Consider the following 18,729-nt stretch of genomic DNA (forward strand, 5'->3'; position numbering starts at 1 on the left):
TAACGGCCGCCGCCAGGCATCCTCAAAGGACGTCCCATGCTCAGCACCGCCTTCGACAACGCACGCGTCATGGCCCTCAACGACCAGGCCGTGCAGCACCGAAACCACGGTCACCTGGATCAAGCCGAGCACTGTTTCCACGAAGCCCTGGCCCTGGCCGAAAGCGTCGACGGCTTCGACCCCGCCAGCCTCGCCCTGCTGCGCGATGGCCTCGCCGGGCTGCGCTGGGCGCAGCAGCGGCATGACGAAGCCGAAGCACTCTACCTCGAAGTCCTCACTACCCGCGAAAACCTGTTTTCCCCCAGCCACCAGCTGGTCGGCCAGAGCCTGCAGACCCTCGGCAACTGCTACCTCAAGCAAGGCCGCATCGGCGAGGCCGCGTGCCTGCTGGAGCGCGCCGTGCAGGTCTACCGCGAAGACACCCCCGACGACCTGGAACCGGTCGGCGCCTGCCTCGCCTCCCTCGGCCTGGCCCATCTGCAGCAGGACAACCTGCGTGCCGCGCACACGGCGTTCAGCGAGGCCCTGGGCATCTACCAGGTGCAGAACCCGCGCAACGAGCAGGTGATCGCCATGCTTGGCGAACAGTTGAAGATGATCGAGCACCTGGGCAAGGGCGCCTGGTGGAAGTTCTGGTAAACGAGTGATCGAAGGCGGCCACGACAATCCCTCCTGCAAAACCGCGTCGGAAGGATTATTCTGCACAAGCATTTTCCCGCCCGACACTATGTGAGAAGCGAATATGAAGATCGATGACATGGACGCCTTCGTCGCGGTCATCCGCTGCCAGTCGACCAACCTCGCCGCCGAGGCGTTGCAGTTGACCCAGCCGGCGATCACGCGGCGGGTGCAGAATTTCGAGGAAGACCTGGGCGCCAACCTGCTCGACCGCAACACCAAGCCGCTCAAGCCGACGCCCATGGGCTGGCGGGTCTACGAACAATGCAAGGCGATCCTGCGCGAGATCGACACCCTGCGCGAGCTGGTGGCCAGCGACGGCGCGCCCAGCGGCACCCTGCGCCTGGGTGTGCCGCAGACCCTCGGCGACGTGGTCCTGCTCGACGCCCTGGCGCAGATCCGCGAGGCCTACCCGGACCTGCGCACCCAGGTGGTCAGTGGCTGGGGCAGCTCGCTGATCGCACGCATGGAAAACGGCGACCTCGATGCCGCTGCCGCGCTCTTCCCCACCGGCAAGATCTTCCCCGAGGGCATCGCCAGCCGCTCCATCGGGCGCATGCAACTGCGGGTGGTGGCGGCCAAGGGCAGCGCCGCAAAGCGCAGCTACAAGCTCAAGGATTGCTACCTGCGCGGCTGGGTCCTCAACCCCGACGGCTGCGGCTTCCGCGCCGGCCTGCAACGGGCGCTGAGCGAGCAGGGACTGTCGCTGCAGATCAACCTGGAAACCTTCGGCACCGAGCTGCAACTGGGCCTGGTCGCCAACGGCCAGGGCCTGGGCCTGGTGCCGGAACCGCTGCTGGCGCTGAGCAAGCACCGCGACCAGCTCGACGTTCTGAACGTCAGCGACTTCAAGCCCCAGGTCGACCTGTGGCTGTTCCACCCGCGCTACCTCGGCAACCTGCAGGAGCCGGTGGAGCTGTTCGGCGCGGTGGCGGCGCAGCGGCTGGACGACCACAAAATAGCCTGATTGCATTTTATAAATCATCTTTATGCTTTTTTCTGATAATTAACTTAGAACCAAAAAGCCTTTCACAAGCGTCTTTCAGACGCCTATGTTCTGTTCACCGACCCCGACCTGGTGGAGGCAAATGGATTTCCGCCGCCGCCAGAGGGTCCACCCGCCCTCGCTCCTCCCCGCCTTCGCGGGTTCTCCCTGGCCGCATGCGGAATGCCGATATTGCGAATTCATGGAGAACTCGACATGGGGCTCACCCGTAGAGACCTGGTAACCCGCCTGGCCGCCATCGGCGGCTATTCGGCGGCACTCGGCGGCCTGTCCGCCCTCGGCCTGCCCGGCAACGCCCAGGCGGCGACCTTCGAACCACTCAAGCTGGCCAGCCGCGCCGGCAACGGCAAGCGCGTGCTGATCGTCGGCGGCGGCATCAGCGGCCTGGTGTCGGCCTACGAACTGCGCAAGGCCGGCTTCGAGGTGAAACTGCTGGAAGCCCGCGAGCGCATCGGCGGCCGGGTCTGGACCCTGCGCAACGGCGATCGTGTCGAGCACAACGACGGCAGCCGACAGACCGTGGAATTCGACGACGGCCTGTTCTTCAATGCCGGCGCCGCGCGCCTGCCCAGCCATCACCTGACCATCCTCGGCTACTGCCGCGAACTCGGCGTGGAACTGCAGGTGCTGGTCAACAGCAGCCGCAACGCCCTCGCCCAGCCGGACCTGGCGCAGCCGCCCCTGCTGCTGCGCCAGGCGGTCAACGACACCCGCGGCCACCTCAGCGAGCTGCTGGCGCGCAGCGTGCAGCGCAACAGCCTCGACCAGGAACTGAATGCCGGCGAGCGCAAGGCGCTGCTGGACTTCCTCAAGGTCTACGGCGACCTCAACGACGACCGCCAGTACCGCGGCTCGGTCCGCTCCGGCTACACCCGCTTCGCCGGTGCCGGCGACCAGACACCGGTGCAGCGCGACCCGGTGGAACTCAAGCGCCTGCTGGACAGCAACCTGCTGCTGCCACTGGTGTTCGACGAGATCCCCGAGTTCTCCTCGACCATGTTCCAGCCCGTGGGCGGCATGGACCAGATCCCCAAGGCCTTCTACCGCCAGGTCAAGGACGCCGTGCAGCTGAATGCCGAGGTGCGCTCGATCCAGACCTCCGAACGCGGCAGCCGGGTGGTCTGGCGCGACCGCCTGAGCGGCCGCGAACATACCGAGGACGCCGACTACGCCGTAATCGCCCTGCCCCTGCCGCTGCTGCGCAAGCTCGACAGCAACTTCACCCCGGCCTTCAAGAACGCCCTCGGCCAGGCCCAGGGCGACAAGGCCAACAAGGTGGCCTGGCAGTCGCCGCGCTTCTGGGAAACCGATTTCCAGATCTATGGCGGACTCTCCTACATCAACCACGAAGCACGCACCCTGTGGTACCCGAGCGACCGGCTGAACAGCGCCCAGGGCGTGCTGGTGGCGACCTACAACAACGGCGAGGTGGCCGAGGGCTTCGCCGCCAAGCCGTGGCAGGCGCAGATCGCCTCGTCCCGCGCCGCCGTGGAATCCCTGCACCCCGGCCACTCGCACAAGCTGGGCCGGCCGGTGGTGGTGAACTGGTCGAAGATTCCCTTCAGCGAGGCGCCGTGGATCGTCCACGACGAAGTGGCCCAGCCGGCCTACGACATTCTCAACCAGCCGCAAGGCCGCACCTGGCTGGCCAGCGACGCCCTGGCCCATGGCGGGGTCGGCATCTGGCAGAACAGCGCCGCCGAATCGGCGCGGCGGGTGGTCGGCCTGATCGCCCAGCACGCCAGCCAGTCCAACCCCGGCGTTGCCGCCGCCTGAACCCCGACAAGGAACGTCCCATGTACAAGACCACCAGCCTGGCGCTCGGAGCCCTGATGAGCCTGACCCTGAACACCGCCCACGCCGAAAGCATCCAGCGCGTCGACCCGCCGGGCTCGAACTTCCCCATCTCGCAAGTGGTCACGGTGCCGGCCTCGGCGCGCCTGACCTTCATCAGCGGCACCCTGCCGGATGTCGCCGACCCCAAGGCGCCGAAAGGCAGCATCGCCGCCTACGGCAATACCGAGACCCAGGCGTTCTCGGTGCTGACCAAGCTGCGCGGGATCCTCCAGGCACAGGGCCTGGACCTGGGCGATATCGTCCAGTTGCGGGTGTTCCTGGTCGGTGACCCGGCCAAGGGCAACAACCTTGACTTCGCCGGCCTGCAGGCCGCCTACACGCGCTTCTTCGCCACGGCCGAGCAGCCCAACAAGCCGACCCGCACCGCCTTGCAGGTCGTCGCCCTGCCGCTGCCCGGCGCGCTGGTGGAAATCGAAGCCATCGCCGCCAAGGCGCCGTGAACCGGGGACTACGCCCGGACCCAACCCGAACAGGAATATCTGCCTTGAAGACTGCCCGTCCCGCCCTTTGGCCGGCGGCGACGGCGCGCACCCCACTGTTGGGTGCCGCGCTGCTCGCCGGCCTGAATTTCCCCGCGCTTGCCGCCGAACCCGCCAGCGACACCTCGCGCCTGGACACCGTGATCGTCACCGGTAGCCGCGGCAGCGAGAAACGCACCGTCACCAGCAGCCCGGCGCCGATCGACGTGATCAGCGCCAAGCAGCTGCAAGCCACCGGCAAGCCCGGCCTGATGGAAGCCCTGAGCGCCACCGTGGCCTCCTTCACCCTGCCGGAAAAGACCGGCTGGGACGCCAGCGGCATGGCCCGCGCGCCGAACCTGCGCGGGCTGAACGCGGCGCAGGTGCTGGTTCTGGTCAACGGCAAGCGCCGCCATACCAGCGCCACCCTGAACATCAGCGGGATCAACGCCGGCGCCGCCCCGGCCGACCTCGACCTGATCCCCATCAGCGCCATCGACCATGTCGAGGTACTGCGCGACGGCGCCGCCGCGCAATACGGCTCCGACGCCATCGCCGGGGTGATCAACGTGATCCTCAAGGCCGACACCAGCGGCACCGCGGTGACCAACGTCGGCCAGGGCTACGACGGCAAGAAGCAGACCGTGCAGCAGAGCCTGAACAAGGGCTTCGAGATCGGCAACGACGGCGTGCTGCAGCTGGCCCTGGATGCCCGTAGCCAGAACGACGACAACAAGGCCAGTGCCAACGGCTACAGCACGGCCGAAGCCCACGAAAAAGCCGGCAAGGTCACCTATGGCGGCTACGGCACGCCGAAGATCAACCTGCTGACCCTCGGCTACAACGCCGAGCTGCCGCTGGACGACGACCTCAGCCTGTACTCCTTCAGCACCTGGTCGTACCGCAAGGCCGAGCAGGGGCAGAACTTCCGCCTGCCGACCATCGTCAACACCATCACCACCGGGCCCAACGGTCGGCCGTCCGGCTACACGCCGACCTGGTACATCGAGGAACACGACTTCCAGGCGGCGTTCGGCGCCAAGGGCCTGGTTGGTATCTGGGACTGGGACCTGTCCACCACCTACGGGCGCAACGCCGCCGAACAGGGCACCTGGAACAACCAGAACCCGTCCCTCGGCGAAGCCACGCCGAACCACTTCGAATCCGGCACCTGGATCGCCAGCCAGTTGACCAGCAACCTCGACCTGCATCGCGCCTTCGAGGTCGGCCTGAGCAAGCCGCTGGACCTTTCCTGGGGCCTGGAGCAGCGCCGCGACGGCTATGAAGTGGAAGACGGCGACTGGGCCAGCTGGGCCGACGGCGGCTACTGCCGGGCACCGGGACAATGCGCCGCGTCGGGAGCCCAGGTGACCAACGGCATCTCGCCGGCCGAGGCCGGCAGCACCCACCGCAACAGCGTCGCCAGCTATATCGACGTGGGCTTCAACCCGCTGCCGCAGTGGTACCTCGGCACCGCGCTGCGCTACGAACACTACGACCATGGCATCGGCGCGACCCGCAGCGGCAAGCTCAGTACCCGCTACGAGTTCACCCCGCAACTGGCGCTGCGGGCCACGGTGAGCAACGGTTTCCGCGCGCCGTCCCTGGCCAACAGCCTGTTCAGTGCACGCTCCACCACCTATGGCGTGGTCAACGGCGTGTACCAGTCGATCAACTACGGCGTGCTGCCGGTGGATTCGGCGGCGGCCCAGGCCCTCGGTGCCGAGGCGCTGAAGCCCGAGAAATCCAGCAACTACAGCCTCGGCCTGACCTTCCAGCCCAGCGACCGCTTGTCGTTCACCGCCGACGCCTACGTGATCAACGTGCGCGACCGCATCACTCTCACCGGTACCCTGCTCGGTCCCGAGGTGACCCAGACCCTGGTGGACAACGGCATCGACTCGACCTCCGGCGGGCAGTACTTCACCAACGGCGCCGACACCCGGACCAAGGGCGTCGACCTGGTGGGCAACTACGACCAGGACCTGGGCGGCTTCGGCAGCGTGAAATGGACGGCGGCGTGGAACTGGAACGAAACCGAGATCCTCGACTACAAGCAGAGCGTGAGCATTCTCGGCAAGGACTACGAGCTGATGAACCGCCAGGCGCGCAACCTGATCGCCGGGGTGCAGCCCAAGACCAAGCTGATCCTTGGCGGCAGCTGGCGGCTGGATTGCTATAGCGTCAACCTGGGGCTGACCCGCTATGGGTCGTACCGCGAGGTCAACGACGCCAGCGACCGTTCCCTGGACCGGGTGTACAAGGCCCGCTGGATCACCGACCTGGATTTGGGCTACCAGTTGACCAAGGGGCTGAACCTGGCCGTGGGGGCGAAGAACCTGTTCGACGTGTATCCCGAGCGGCAGGCGCCGAGCAGCAAGACCATGGTCAGTGGCTACGGGGTCTACTCGCCGTATGGGTTTACCGGGGGGTATTACTACACGCGGTTGACGTATGACTTCTGAGTGACGTCGAGGGGCCTGATCGCGGCATGGGTATCTACAATCTTGTCCCGGGCTGAATACCGGACGCGTCCCCTGTGGGAGCGGGTTTACCCGCGATGACGATGCTGGGTTCACCGCCGTCATCGCGGGTGAACCCGCTCCCACAAGATACGCGCTTGGCTTGAGCGAGATGTGTAGATCCTCAACCCACCCGCGCCAACCCCGCCAACACCTCCTCTATCTCCACCAGCACCGCCGGATCATCCAGGGTCGACGGCGCCACGTACGGCTGCTGGTCGGCGATCTTGCGCAACACCGCGCGAAGGATCTTGCCCGAACGGGTCTTGGGCAAACGCTTGACCACCCGCACCCGGTTGAAACAGGCCAGCGCGCCGATCTGTTCGCGCACCAGGGCCACCAGCTCGGCCTGCAACTGCGCCTCGCTGCTGTCCACGCCGTCCTTCAGCACCAGCAACGCCAGGGGCACCTGGCCCTTGATCTCGTCGCGCACGCCAACCACCGCGCACTCTGCCACCGCCCCATGGCGCGCCACCAGGTCCTCCATCTCGCCGGTGGACAGGCGATGCCCGGAGACGTTGATGACGTCATCGGTGCGACCCATGATATAGACGAACCCCTCCTCGTCCAGGTAGCCGCCATCCCCGGTGTGGTAATAGCCCGGATAGGCCTGCAGGTACGACTCCAGGTAGCGCGGATGATCGTCCCACAGGGTCTGGCTGCACCCCGGCGGCAACGGCAGGGCGATGACGATCGCACCCTGCTGGTTAGCGCCAAGCAAATGGCCATCCTCGTCCAGCACCCGCACGTGATACCCCGGCACTGCGCGGTTGCTGGAACCGGCGCGCCCGCCGCTGCCGTGCAGGCCGAGGCACGGCGCGGTCACCGGCCAGCCGGTCTCGGTCTGCCACCAGTGATCGTGGACGGTCTTGCCGCTGACGTTCTCCAGCCATTCATGGGTACTGGAATCGAGGCGCTCGCCGGCGAGGAACAACTGGCGCAGGGAGCTCAGGTCATAGCGCCGCAGCAGCTGCCCGTCCGGGTCTTCCTTGCGGATCGCGCGCATCGCCGTCGGCGCGCAGAACAGGCCGTTGACCCGGTACTGCTCGACCACCCGCCAGTAAGCGCCGGCATCCGGGGTGCGGATCGGCTTGCCCTCGTAGAGCACCGTGGTGCAGCCATTCATCAAGGGGCCGTAGACGATCAGCGAATGCCCCACCACCCAGCCGACATCGGAAATCCCCCACCACACCTCGCCGGCCTGCATGCCGTAGACATGCTCCATGGCAAAGCGCAGGGCCACGGCATTGCCGCCGTTCTCGCGAACGATGCCCTTGGGTTTCCCCGTGGTGCCGGAGGTGTACATGATGTACAGCGGATCGCCGGAAGCCAGCTCCACCGGCGGCACCGGCGCGGCGGCGATCATCGCCGCCTGCCAGTCGATGTCGCGGCCTTCGACCAGCGTGGCGCGGGCCTGCGGACGCTGCAGCACCAGGACCTTGCGCGGCTGGTGGGTCGACTGTTCCAGGGCCCGGTCGACCAGCGGCTTGTATTCGATGACCCGGTCGAACTCCAGGCCGCAGGAGGCGGTGAGCAGCAGCCGCGGTCGCGCGACGTCGATGCGCAGGGCCAGTTCGTGGGGAGCGAAACCGCCGAACACCACCGAATGCACCGCACCGATGCGCGCGCAGGCCAGCATGGCCATGGCCGCCTGCGGCACCATCGGCATGTAGATCACCACCCCGTCGCCCTGCTGGACCCCAAGCTCGCGCAACAGGCCGGCGAGGCGCGCCACTTCGTCGCGCAACTGCAGGAAGGTGTAGGTCTGCTGGCTGCCGGTGACCGGCGAATCGTAGATCAGGGCGAGCTGCTCGCCGCGACCTTCCTCGATGTGCTGGTCGAGGGCCAGGTAGCAGCTGTTCAGGCGGCCGTCGGCGAACCATTGATGGGTGCCGTCGGGATTGTCGCGGAGGATTTCCGTCGGCTTGCGAAACCAGGCCAGGCGCCTGGCCTGTTCCGCCCAGAATTCGGCGGGCGCGGAAATGGAGCGGTCATACCACTGCTGGTAGCTCATCGATGCATAACCCTATGTTTGTTGTTGTTAAAGGGCGAACGTCGAGTATGGCTGGATGGTACGGCGCTGCTATCGAACTTAAGTCGTAGGGGAATCGCAAAAAAAGGGCCGCAAAAGCGGCCCCCTGGGGTGTCGATGGCTCAGGCCGTCAGGCCCACGTAGACGTTCTGCACATCGTCATGCCCGTCGATGGCTTCGAGGAAGGCTTCCACCTCGGCCAGGGCTTCCGCGTCGAGGCTCGCCGCGCTGACCGGGTTTTTCGGGGTGTAGCCGATCTTCGCCGAGATCACGGTGAAGCCGTGGGCTGGCAGGGCTTTCTGCACGCTGTCCAGGTCGGTGGTCTCGGTGATGAACAAGGTCGCGCCTTCATCGGCTGGCTCGAAATCCTGGGCACCGGCCTCGATGGCGGCCATTTCCGGGTCGGCATCGGCGCTGTCCGGGGTGGCTTCGATCAGGCCGACGTGATTGAAGTCCCACGACACCGAACCCTCGGCGCCCAGCTGGCCCTTGCGGAACAGCACGCGGACTTCGGCGACGGTGCGGTTGACGTTGTCGGTCAGGCACTCGACGATCAGCGGCACCTGGTGCGGGGCGAAACCTTCGTATTTCACCGCGTGGTACTGCACTTGCTCGCCCAGCAGGCCGGCGCCTTTCTTGATCGCGCGTTCGAGGGTCTCGCGGGTCATGGAGGCTTTCTTGGCCTGCTCGACCACCAGGCGCAGGCGGGCGTTCATGTCCGGGTCGGCACCGCTGCGCGCGGCGATCTGAATTTCCTTGGCCAGCTTGCCCATGATCTTGCCCTTGGCATTGGCAGCTTGTTCTTTATGCTTGGCTTTCCACTGTGCGCCCATGTCGACTCTCTTGTTTCAGGTGTCGGTTCAGGAAACGACCGACAAAGTGGCGTGCAGTTTATACGCGCGGCGACGGGCAATCGACAAAAATGTCGATTGCCCGTGCTGGCCTCAGGTGCGTACCGGCTTGATGGCCATGGCGGTGTTCGGCGCCACCTGCGGATCATGTCCCGGGGTCGCTGGCCGGCTGTTCCAGTGCGGCAGCAGGACCAGCGCGGAAAACAGCGCGCAGCCGGCGAAGATGATGAACACCGTGACGCCATCGAAGTAGCCCGGCAGCAACCCGCCGAGGATCGCCCCCACCGAGCCGCAGCCGTTGACGAAACCGGCTGCCGTGGCGCCGGCCCTGGCCGTGCCGAAGTCGATGGCTGCGGCGCCGCTGATCATCGAATCCGGCCCGTACAGGGTCAGGCCCATGACGAACAGCAGGGCCACCACCAGCGCCACGCTGCCGGTGTGCAGCGCGCCCATGAACAGCGCCAGGACCACGGTCAGCACCACCAGGCTGATCACGCAGGCCGGCATGCGCCGGGCGCCGAACAGTTTGTCCGAGGCCAGTCCTATCATGATCGGGCCGAGCAGTCCGGCCAGTTCGAAGGCGGTGGGAATGATCGCCGCGCCGACCTTGCCCACCGACGGCATCTGTTCGAAGACGATCACCGGTCCCCACAGCAGGATGGCGTAGCGCGCCGGCTTGAGCAGGAAATAGGCCAGGCCCAGGACCAGCACGGTGCGGTTGCGCAGGATGTCGCGCAGCGGTGCCCAGATGCTGCACAGGTGGCTGGCCGGGGCCATGCTCTGCGGCTCCGGTTCCACCGCCGGCAGGCCGACATCCTCGGGCTTGTTGCGTTGCAGCAGGAAGAACAGCAGCGCCACCCCCGCCACCACGGCGGCACTGGAGAAGAACGCCGCGTGCCAGGTGCCGACCAGGGTGTAGGCCCACCAGCCGGCGAAGGGCGAAGCCACCAGGCCGCCGAAGGCATAGCAGGAACTCCACAGCCCCAGCACCCGGCCGCGCTGCGCGGCGGGGAAGAAGCTGCCGATGTTCTTGCACAGCCCGGCCCAGCCGGTGGACTGAGCCAGGCCCTGGATCAGCATGCAACTGGCGAAGACCGGGAAGGTCGCGTAGCTGCCCATTACCACTGCTGCGAGGGCGGAAATCAGCAAGCCGCCGAGGACCACCACCCGCGGCCCGAAGCGGTCGGCGAGCATGCCCCAGGTGAACTGGCCCACAGCGTAGGCGGCCAGGTAGAGGGCGTCGAGATTGGCCATGGCCATCTTGTCGAGGGTGAAGTCGGGGTCCTCGGCGATGCCGAGCTTGGCCACCGAAAAGGCTTTGCGGGTGAAATAGAACGCGGCGTAGGCCAGCCAGGTGATGGCAAAGATCTGCATGCGCCAACGCTGGATGTCGGGGGTGTGCTTGTTCATGAATCTGACCTCGGATCTGAGTGTGCCGGCAGAATTGGAAAAAAACGCCTGTCTTGTTGTTGTGTTGCGCACTCCGGTGACGGATGGCCGCCACCGGGTCAGATGGGTCGCCTTTTCATCCGCCAGGCGCCCATGACCGGACAGTCATTCGGATGACTGTCGCGGGCCGGAAGATGGAAACAAATGCACACTGATAAACAAAATCGATTTATCGTATTTCAAATATAAGCCCAGCTTGTTACAGGTGATGCAATGTCGGTTTCCAGGCTCAACTCAAGGCGTTCCATGCCGTCGCCCAGCACGGCAGCTTCACCCGTGCCGCCGAGCGGCTGTTCCTCACCCAGCCGGCGATCTCCGACCAGGTGCGCAAGCTGGAGGAGCGTTACGGCGTGCTGCTGTTCCACCGCAACAAGCGCTCGGTGCAACTGACCGATCTTGGCGAGCGCCTGCTGGGCATCACCCAGCGCCTGTTCGCCTGCGAGGCGGAGGCCAACGAACTGCTCCAGGATTCCCGGGCCCTGCAGACCGGCACGCTGGTGCTGGCGGTGGATGCGCCGGTGCACGTCCTGCGCCAGGTTGCCCGCTTTTGCCAGCGTTTTCCCGGCATCAGCGTGAAGATCGAGACCGGCAACACCGACGAGTCCCTGGCCCGCCTGTTCAGCTACCAGGCCGATATCGCCCTGCTCGGTCGCGACGTCGAGGACCCCCGCCTGTTCTGCCTGCCATTGCGCGACGAAGCCATGGTGGCCTTCGTCTCCCGCGATCATCCCTGGGCCGGCCGCACCTCGATCCACCTCGCCGACCTCGACGACACGCCGCTGGTATTGCGTGAGCCCGGCTCGGTAACGCGGCAGACCCTGGAAGAGGAAATGCGCCGTGCCGGGCTGCGCATTCGCCCGGCGATCCAGGTGGAAGGTCGCGAGGCGGCGCGGGAGGCGGTGGTGGTAGGGATCGGCGTGGGCGTGGTGTCGGCGGCGGAATTCGGCGCCGATTCGCGGGTGTGCGCGGTGCCGATCGTCGATTGCCAGCGGCGCTTGAAGGAGACGCTGGTATGCCTCAATGAACAGCGCTCGCGGCGGCTGGTGGCGACATTCATGGAGATGTTCGAGGAAGCATGAGCAGCAGTATTTGCGCTAACACGGACCCTGTAGGAGCGGGTTTACCGGAACGCCGGACCGCCACGATGGCGTCGGTGAATTCACTATCGCAATCGCGGGTGAACCCGCTCCTACAGGGTCCGCGCTTCAGGCCCTAGGGCAGTTTTCTTCAATACCCGCCCCACCCGCGCCGATAGTCTCCAGGCTCCCTCCCCCAATCGAGAGAGCCTTTCATGAGCCTGTCGCTGTCCATGGCCGCCTTCGCGCTGGCCTCCTCCATCTCCCCCGGCCCGGTCAACCTGGTGGCCCTGGCCTCCGGCGCGCGGCATGGCCTGCGCCCCGCCCTGCGCCATGTCACCGGGGCGACCCTGGGCTTCTGCCTGCTGCTGTTGCTGATCGGCTTCGGCCTGCACGCCGTGCTGCTGCGCTGGCCGGGACTGACCGAGGCCCTGCGCTGGGCCGGCATCCTGTTCCTGCTGTACATGGCCTGGAAACTCGCCAGCGACGATGGCCGCCTCGGTGACGGCGACCCGCACAAGGCCCCCGGCTACTTCCATGGCGCCGCCATGCAGTGGCTCAATCCAAAGGCCTGGCTGGCCTGCGTCGCCGGGGTCGGGGCGTTCGTCGGCCAGGGCGAAAGCGCCCTGCTCTGGCAGTTCACGCTGATCTACCTGGTGATCTGCTACCTGTCCCTGGGCAGTTGGGCCTGGGCCGGCACGGTGATCCGCCGGCACCTCGAAGAGCCCCGGCGCATGCGCCTGTTCAACCGCACCCTGGCCGGCCTGCTGGCCGCCAGCGCTGGCTACCTGCTACTGGGCTGAACGGTAATGCCCCGGCGTCGCCGCCAAGTGCTGCTTGAAGGCCCGCTGCAAATGGGCCTGGTCGGCGAAGCCGGCCTCATGGGCGACCTCGGCGATCAAGCGGCCCTGGCGCAACTGCGCACGGGCATAGCGCACCCGGTGGTCGAGCAGGAAACCATGGGGCGTCAGGCCGAAATGCTGCTTGAAGGCGCGGATCAGGTAGGAAGTCGACAGCCCCGCCGCCTCGCCGATGTCTTCCAGCTTCAGCGGCTCGGTGCAGTGCGCGCGGATGTAGTCGGCCGCCCGCTGCAGGCGCTCGTTGCCCTGCCCTGTCGCCAACGGCGCCGCCTCGATCTGCTCGCGCAACTGGCCGAAGAAACACTCGGCCGCGAGGCGCTTGTCCTCGCTGGCGCAGTGGCTGTCAGTCAGGCGCTCATACAGGGCGACCAGGCCCCGATAGAGCGTCGGCGAGGTGCTCAGGGTCTGCGCCAGGGGCTCGAAACCCTGCCCGCGCAACCAGGGCATGTCGACGTAGAGCATCAGGTACGACCAGGGCTGGTCGGCGATGGGGTTGCAGGCATGGACCACCCCCGGGTTCATCATCACTACGCTGCCGGCCTCCACCTCGTGCCAGCGCTGGCCGTCGAAATAGGTGCTGCGCCCGGCAGTGATGGCACCGATGGAGAAGCCTTCATGGGAATGCCGCGCGTAACAGACCTTGCGCCCATCGGCGACACCCCGGGCCTCGATGAAGGCCAGCGCCGGATCGCGCCAGAAAGTCGAACCATTGCTCATCGAAAAGACTCCCGGGGTTGTACGAAAACGCCAGTGAGACTATCACCCGTCAGTCCGCGCCTCCAGTGGCAACGCGGCGGAGTAGCGCGGCACGCTCAACTGGTCGGCCGGTGTCAGGTCATGATTGAGCACTGGCAGGAGCAACGCCATGACCCCGTCGTACAAGGCACCGGGCGCGGTCTCCAGAGCGCGGCAGCGTTCGAACAGGGCCAGCAGCGCCACGCCGATGCCATCCTCGCCGACCGGCTCCTCGACAGCCGCCAGGTAGAGGGTCTCGAACAGCGAGTAATAGCCGTTGCGCAACCAGAAAGCGCTGTTGGCCAACTGGAAGCGCCAGTACGCCGTCAGCGTCGGCAGGCCATCGAGCAGCCATGGCGCCTTGCTCGACCACGCGTGCATCACCTCGCTGATACCGCCGGTGAACGGCACATCCAGCTCATTCATGCGGCGACTGTGCGGATGCTCCGGATCGGCGACGAACTGGTGATAGCCGCGGTACTTGTCCTCGGCCACCAGCCAGCTGTCGTCCACCCCGAACAAGAATTCCGGCTGTGCATTGAGGATCAGGTAAGGGTCCGGGCGCTGCAGGCGGTTGCCCGGGCCGGGGGGACCGGCCAGCGCGCGAAGGGCCTGGAACAGCACCTGCCGGCGCAGGCTGCGGCCCTTCGCGTTGTCGAGCCTGTCCTGCCCATCCGACACGCCCAGCGACCGGTTCAACAGCGCCAGGAGCCGTGCCTCATGCGACAGGCCTTGAGGCGGATCACCCAGCCACTGCCGTGCCTGGAACAGGATGCCTTGCAGGTACGGGTCATCCAGCAGGCCCGCCAGGTCGACATGCCGCGACACCTGCTGCGCCACCCCGGCCAGCAGCGGGTCCAGCGCCGGCCATTGCCAGACCCGGTCGGCGAAAGCCCGTTCCCAGCGCACCTTGCCCAGGTGATTGCCCTTGATATCGCGCAGGCTGTCGCGGGGAACCCCGGGCACCGGCAGCACCCCGCCCGGGGTCAGGTGATTGCGTTCCAGCAAGCGCAGCCACTGGTCCATGAAAGCGCTGCGCTCTACCGTGCTGTTGAGCCATGGGCAAGCACTCTCGCCCAGCTCGCGCAAGGCCTGGAGCCGGTTAAAGAACGCCAGGTTATGGGCGTAGGCGCTCTGCACTTCGGCCACGCCCAGGTGCCGACTGTTGGCCCTGCCACCGCGCACCTCCATGACCGCGAATGGCGTGGCAGCCAGGTACTCGCCCTGCAGCGGCAGTTCCAGCAGGTACAGGCGCGCGCCGAAACCCAGCCTGCGCTCGACCTCGCGAAGGCTGACGAAGCGACCGTCACGATCGGTATCGTAGTGACTGCGCCCATAGCTCGCGAGCGCGATGGTCTGGAAGCTGGCGATGTCGGCATGGCGGTTGAGCAGGTCGTCGAGGCGACGTGGCAGGCGCACGTTGCGCACCCGCGCCTCGCCAGCGGGATCGTCGAACGCCTCGATGCCGATCTGGTTGCACACCTTGCGGTCGACATTGACCACCCGCAGCAACCAGCCATCGTCCATCACCCGCACCAGGAAGCCGCCGCGCAGGTTGCTCTCGGACACCAGGTAATCGCCGAGGAACGCCTCGATGAACGCCGTGCGCACCAGTACCGAGCGAATCGGCGCGAAGGTCGGCGACCAGGCCTGCGGCGGTTCGTGCTTGAGGCGATAGTGCTGTTGCCACGCCAGGGACCGCGCCAGGGTGCCGAAGGAGAAATTCATCAGGCCGCGGGTACGGGTGACCAGCCGGCCATGCTCCAGGTGCAGGTCCTTGTATCGGTGCCCATAGCTGGGGTCGACCAGGGCCACGTACATGCGCACGTAGCCGGGACGCTCTTCCATCAGTTGCAGCGAGAGATTCACCGGCAAGGCGTCGGACGTCGCAGGAATGCGTTCAAGGGCGGCGACCGCGGCCGGCGACGGTGCGTCGAGCACTGCACGATAACGCTCCGCCACTGCCTTCCAGCCCTGCAGGCGGGCGAACAGGCCGATCCGCGGCGGGGGCCCTTCGCCGTCGATCTTGCGCTGCAGCAAATCGCTCATCCGCTGCAGGCGCAGCAACAGGCCCGGGCATGGCGAATCCAGGCCATTGCCCGCGCGCAGAAGCCGCAGGGCCTTGCGCCAGGCGCCCTCGAAGCCATGCAGGGCGGCCTGTTGCCGGGCATAGAGGGCTATGTCGCGGTCGAGCGCCTGGCGGTACGGACTGTCGTCATCCAGTACCGCGCGCCGCTGGCGCAACAGCGCCAGGTGCTCGTCGATGCCGCGAGGGTTGTCCTGCATGCTGTAGTGCTGCGCCGCAAGCACGTTGAGGGTGGTGTGGCGGATCTCCAGCAGCCGCGCATCGACCTCGGCGAGAAAGTCGGCGCGCTCGCCGGGATCGAGATGAAACCACGGGCTGTGCCGCGGGGCGGCAGCGGTGCGCTGGTCGACCAGGGTATTGAGCATGCGGGTGTAGCCGCGGGAGGGCGGGGTCATGGCGATCATCCTTGAGGGCCGGGAAAACCGCGATGCTATCGCGCCCCCTGCCCTGGGATGAGCGGCAAGACCTACCCCGCGTCGTGCACCACCACCAGCAACTGGGCCGGCGACTCGCCCAGGGAGCGCAGGCGATGCGGGGTCTGCGCATTGAAATACAGGGCATCGCCACGTTCGAGAATGACCCGCTCGCTCATGAAGTCCACCTCGACCCGGCCGTCATGGACGAAGAGGAATTCCTCGCCCAGATGCTCCTTGAAGGTCGAATCGCTGAAGTCCATCGGCGGGCTGATAAGGAACGGCAGCAGGCTGCGCTGGCCGATCTGGTTGGCCAGCACCGCGTACCCCGGCCCCTGGGCGCTGCCGGCAAGCGACTGGCGCTCGCCACTGCGCACCAGGCTGTAGCGCGTGGTGTTCGGCGCGTCCTCGGCGAACAGTTCCTCGACATTCACCCCCAAAGCCCGGGCCAGCTTGAGCGCGGCCGCGATCGACGGAGTGTTGAGCCCGCGCTCGACCTTGGACAGGTAGCTCTTGGTCATGCCGGACTTCTCGGCCAGCACCTCAAGGGTAATGCCCAGTTTTTTTCTCAATAATTTCAAACGGATAGACATGCGCTGCGGTGGATCCCCGTGAACTATGCAACTTTTCCCTTGCTTATGACACTTTGTGTCATATAGCCTTGATTGTGTCATCCGGATTGACCGCCCCGTTGGTTTCTCAGGCTCGCGGGGCGGGCCAGCCATGACATCGCACTCACCTCACCGAGGACACCCCGATGAGCAACACAATGGCATTGCCCAAGGACCAGCTGGTCCAGCAGGCCCTTGCGCGGATGCAAGGCTCGCTGGCGGATAATACGTGGACTGTCAGGGAAAAGCTGGCCCTGACCTGCCGGATTCTCTTCGACCGTGGCCATGACTCCGGCCTGGCCGGACAGATCAGCGCCCGCGGCCCGCAGCCCGGGACCTTCTACACCCAGCAACTGGGCCTGGGTTTCGACGAGATCAGCGCCAGCAACCTGCTGCTGGTCAACGAGGACCTGGAAGTGCTGGAGGGCCAGGGCATGGCCAACCCGGCCAACCGCTTCCACAGCTGGCTGTACCGCGCCCGCCCGGACGTCAACTGCATCATCCACACCCACCCCACCCATGTCGCGGCGCTGTCGATGCTGGAGGTGCCGTTGCAGGTCTCGCACATGGATGTCTGCCCGCTGTACGACGACTGCGCATTCCTCGAACGCTGGCCGGGGGTGCCGGTGGGCAACGAGGAAGGCGAGATCATCGCCGCGGCATTGGGCGACAAGCGTGCCATCCTGCTGTCTCACCACGGCCAGCTGTCCACCGGCGCGGATATCGAGCAGGCCTGTGTCACCGCCAACCTGATCGAGCGCGCGGCGCAGTTGCAACTGCTGGCCATGTCTGCTGGCAGCATCCAGCCGATCGACCCGGCCCTGGCCCGCGAAGCCCACGACTGGATCGACCGGCCCAAGCGCCATGGCGCCGCCTTCAACTATTTCGCCCGGCAAAGCCTGCGCAAGCACGCCGACTGCCTGAACTGACCGCTCTGGAGCCTTGCGCATGAACACTCTTTTCCACGGCATCATCGGCTATACCGTCACCCCGTTCAGCGGCCGCGAAGGCGAAAGCCTCGACCTGGCTGCCCTCGGCCAGTCCATCGAGCGCCTGATCGACGGCGGCGTGCAGGCCATCGCCCCGCTGGGCAGCACCGGCGAAGGCGCCTACCTCAACGACCGCGAATGGAGCCAGGTGGCGGAATTCAGCCTCAGCCATATCGGCAAGCGCGTACCGACCATCGTCAGCGTGTCCGACCTGACCACCGCCAACGCCATCCGCCGCGCGCGCTTTGCCGAAGAACACGGCGCCGACGCGGTGATGGTGCTGCCGGCGGCCTACTGGAAGCTCAGCGAGGCGGAGATCCTGCGTCACTACCAGCGCATCGGCGACAGCATCGGCATCCCGATCATGCTCTACAACAACCCGGCCACCAGCGGTACCGACATGTCGGTGCAACTGATCCTGCGCATCGTCAAGGCGGTGGAGAACGTGACCATGGTCAAGGAGAGCACCGGCGACATCCAGCGCATGCATGCCCTGCAGCAGTTGGGCGAAGGCCAGGTGCCGTACTACAACGGTTGCAATCCGCTGGCCCTGGAAGCCTTCATCGCCGGCGCCACCGGCTGGTGCACGGCGGCGGCCAACCTGATCCCGGTGCTGAACCAGCAGTTGTACCGGGCGGTGACCGGCAATGACCTGGAGCGGGCGCGGGAGCTGTTCTACCGGCAGTTGCCGTTGCTCGACTTCATCCTCAAGGGTGGCTTGCCGGCGACGGTCAAGGCCGGGCTGAAGCTGACCGGGATCGATTGCGGCGTGCCGCGGGCGCCGGTGTTTCCGCTGGACGAGGTCGGGTGCGGGAAGCTGAAGGGCTTGCTCGACCAGTTGGGCTGAATCTCCCCGGCATGGGCATCAGTATCAACACATCGTTTGCTTTGTAGTGCTGGTGCTGGTGCTGGTGCTGGTGCTGGTGCTGGTGCTGGTGCTGGTGCTGCGAGCTTATCCGGTCGCGGCGGCGACTGCGCCGGCGCTTTCCGCCTTTACGGCGGGTCCATTTTGTCTTGGCAAAATGGACGAAAACCGCTCGCTCCCACATCAGGCCCTACGCTTCGCTCCGGGTCCCCTCCCACCGGCGCCTTTCGCGGCCATCGCG

Annotated in this window: 15 protein-coding genes and 1 pseudogene; 10 read left to right on the plus strand and 6 right to left on the minus strand. The window is 66.3% G+C overall.

The window, feature by feature from the left end; all coding sequences use genetic code 11:
* Positions 1-36 precede the first annotated feature (36 nt).
* From V0R59_RS28215 to V0R59_RS28235, 5 genes are all read left to right on the plus strand, one after another.
* Positions 37-639, plus strand: coding sequence for a tetratricopeptide repeat protein (locus tag V0R59_RS28215; RefSeq protein WP_330075521.1), 603 nt, complete (start codon positions 37-39; stop codon positions 637-639).
* Between the two features lie 103 nt (positions 640-742).
* Complete coding sequence (locus tag V0R59_RS28220) at positions 743-1,645, plus strand: LysR family transcriptional regulator (RefSeq protein ID WP_330075522.1); 903 nt, start codon at positions 743-745, stop codon at positions 1,643-1,645.
* Between the two features lie 234 nt (positions 1,646-1,879).
* A complete protein-coding gene (locus tag V0R59_RS28225) occupies positions 1,880-3,460 on the plus strand; it encodes a flavin monoamine oxidase family protein (protein WP_330075523.1) in 1,581 nt (526 codons plus the stop codon).
* Between the two features lie 20 nt (positions 3,461-3,480).
* Positions 3,481-3,981 carry a RidA family protein gene (locus tag V0R59_RS28230; RefSeq protein ID WP_330075524.1) on the plus strand — a complete coding sequence of 167 codons (501 nt, stop codon included), beginning with the start codon at positions 3,481-3,483 and terminating at the stop codon, positions 3,979-3,981.
* Positions 3,982-4,025: 44 nt separating this feature from the next.
* The gene (locus tag V0R59_RS28235; protein ID WP_375547381.1) at positions 4,026-6,464 is read left to right on the plus strand and encodes a TonB-dependent receptor plug domain-containing protein; all 2,439 of its coding nucleotides are present in this window, start codon (positions 4,026-4,028) and stop codon (positions 6,462-6,464) included.
* Positions 6,465-6,645: 181 nt separating this feature from the next.
* On the opposite strand, the gene V0R59_RS28240 is transcribed toward V0R59_RS28235, so the two are convergent.
* The 3 genes from V0R59_RS28240 to V0R59_RS28250 form a co-directional block, all read right to left on the minus strand.
* A complete protein-coding gene (locus V0R59_RS28240) occupies positions 6,646-8,535 on the minus strand; it encodes a propionyl-CoA synthetase (protein ID WP_330075525.1) in 1,890 nt (629 codons plus the stop codon).
* A gap of 140 nt (positions 8,536-8,675) precedes the next feature.
* The gene (locus tag V0R59_RS28245; protein WP_330075526.1) at positions 8,676-9,386 is read right to left on the minus strand and encodes a YebC/PmpR family DNA-binding transcriptional regulator; all 711 of its coding nucleotides are present in this window, start codon (positions 9,384-9,386) and stop codon (positions 8,676-8,678) included.
* Positions 9,387-9,497: 111 nt separating this feature from the next.
* Positions 9,498-10,814, minus strand: a complete 1,317-nt coding sequence (locus V0R59_RS28250) for an MFS transporter (RefSeq protein ID WP_330075527.1) — start codon at positions 10,812-10,814, stop codon at positions 9,498-9,500.
* Positions 10,815-11,080: 266 nt separating this feature from the next.
* On the opposite strand from V0R59_RS28250, the pseudogene V0R59_RS28255 reads away from it, so the two are divergent.
* Positions 11,081-11,932, plus strand: a pseudogene (locus tag V0R59_RS28255) (LysR substrate-binding domain-containing protein); the annotation flags it as partial.
* Positions 11,933-12,144: 212 nt separating this feature from the next.
* Positions 12,145-12,732 (plus strand): LysE family translocator, encoded by a 588-nt coding sequence (locus V0R59_RS28260; RefSeq protein ID WP_330075528.1) that lies wholly within the window; start codon positions 12,145-12,147, stop codon positions 12,730-12,732.
* On the opposite strand, the gene V0R59_RS28265 is transcribed toward V0R59_RS28260, so the two are convergent.
* The 3 genes from V0R59_RS28265 to V0R59_RS28275 all read right to left on the minus strand — a co-directional run bounded on the left by V0R59_RS28265 (position 12,721) and on the right by V0R59_RS28275 (position 16,616).
* The gene (locus V0R59_RS28265; RefSeq protein WP_330075529.1) at positions 12,721-13,506 is read right to left on the minus strand and encodes an AraC family transcriptional regulator; all 786 of its coding nucleotides are present in this window, start codon (positions 13,504-13,506) and stop codon (positions 12,721-12,723) included. The two genes, V0R59_RS28260 and V0R59_RS28265, sit on opposite strands and share 12 nt — an antisense overlap.
* A 42-nt stretch (positions 13,507-13,548) precedes the next feature.
* A complete protein-coding gene (locus tag V0R59_RS28270) occupies positions 13,549-16,005 on the minus strand; it encodes a hypothetical protein (RefSeq protein WP_330075530.1) in 2,457 nt (818 codons plus the stop codon).
* A gap of 71 nt (positions 16,006-16,076) precedes the next feature.
* Positions 16,077-16,616 (minus strand): helix-turn-helix domain-containing protein, encoded by a 540-nt coding sequence (locus V0R59_RS28275; RefSeq protein ID WP_330075531.1) that lies wholly within the window; start codon positions 16,614-16,616, stop codon positions 16,077-16,079.
* 164 nt (positions 16,617-16,780) lie between these two features.
* Between V0R59_RS28275 and V0R59_RS28280 the strand changes: the two genes are divergently transcribed.
* The 3 genes from V0R59_RS28280 to V0R59_RS28290 form a co-directional block, all read left to right on the plus strand.
* Positions 16,781-17,563 carry an aldolase gene (locus tag V0R59_RS28280; protein ID WP_330075532.1) on the plus strand — a complete coding sequence of 261 codons (783 nt, stop codon included), beginning with the start codon at positions 16,781-16,783 and terminating at the stop codon, positions 17,561-17,563.
* A gap of 19 nt (positions 17,564-17,582) precedes the next feature.
* Complete coding sequence (locus V0R59_RS28285; RefSeq protein ID WP_330075533.1) at positions 17,583-18,470, plus strand: dihydrodipicolinate synthase family protein; 888 nt, start codon at positions 17,583-17,585, stop codon at positions 18,468-18,470.
* A 46-nt stretch (positions 18,471-18,516) separates the two neighbouring features.
* A partial coding sequence (locus V0R59_RS28290; RefSeq protein ID WP_330105853.1) for a hypothetical protein occupies positions 18,517-18,729 on the plus strand: 213 nt, incomplete at its 3' end.

Origin of the sequence: Pseudomonas ulcerans, assembly GCF_036324125.1 — a bacterium.
Classification (GTDB): Bacteria; Pseudomonadota; Gammaproteobacteria; order Pseudomonadales; family Pseudomonadaceae; genus Aquipseudomonas; species Aquipseudomonas ulcerans.